Here is a 353-nt window from a genome sequence, read left to right as displayed (position 1 = left end):
GCGTTGATGTTTATGAATACCAGGAAACTGCTGATTTCCATAGCGTCGACACACATTACAAAACAGCTTGTACGCTTTAAACCTTAAAAGGCTTCGGCGGTGTCCTATTAATTCATGGTGAACCGTACGAATATAAGATGACTTTTTACGAACGGCTTTGCTATCGCAATGCGCACAGCGAGCTATTCGATTATATTTAGCCTCTATTAATAAAGGCTGGTAACCACTGATTTTTTGTATGGAAAAACCAGGCAAATTTAATATAAGATCATGTTTGGGCACTTTAATCTCCTTTTGATCGCTAAATCAAGGAGTTAGTTTATACTAACTTGATTAAAGTGCCCCCTTAATTG

The 353-nt window shown here is 37.7% G+C and carries 1 protein-coding gene; it reads right to left on the bottom strand.

Annotated elements, in window-relative coordinates:
* A partial coding sequence (locus E1O47_RS12175; RefSeq protein ID WP_133131488.1) for a transposase family protein occupies positions 1–282 on the bottom strand: 282 nt, incomplete at its 3' end.
* Positions 283–353 lie beyond the last annotated feature (71 nt).

The organism is Legionella yabuuchiae, from assembly GCF_900640115.1.
Classification (GTDB): domain Bacteria; phylum Pseudomonadota; class Gammaproteobacteria; order Legionellales; family Legionellaceae; genus Legionella_A; species Legionella_A yabuuchiae.
This window is presented reverse-complemented; position numbering and strand designations above follow the sequence as displayed.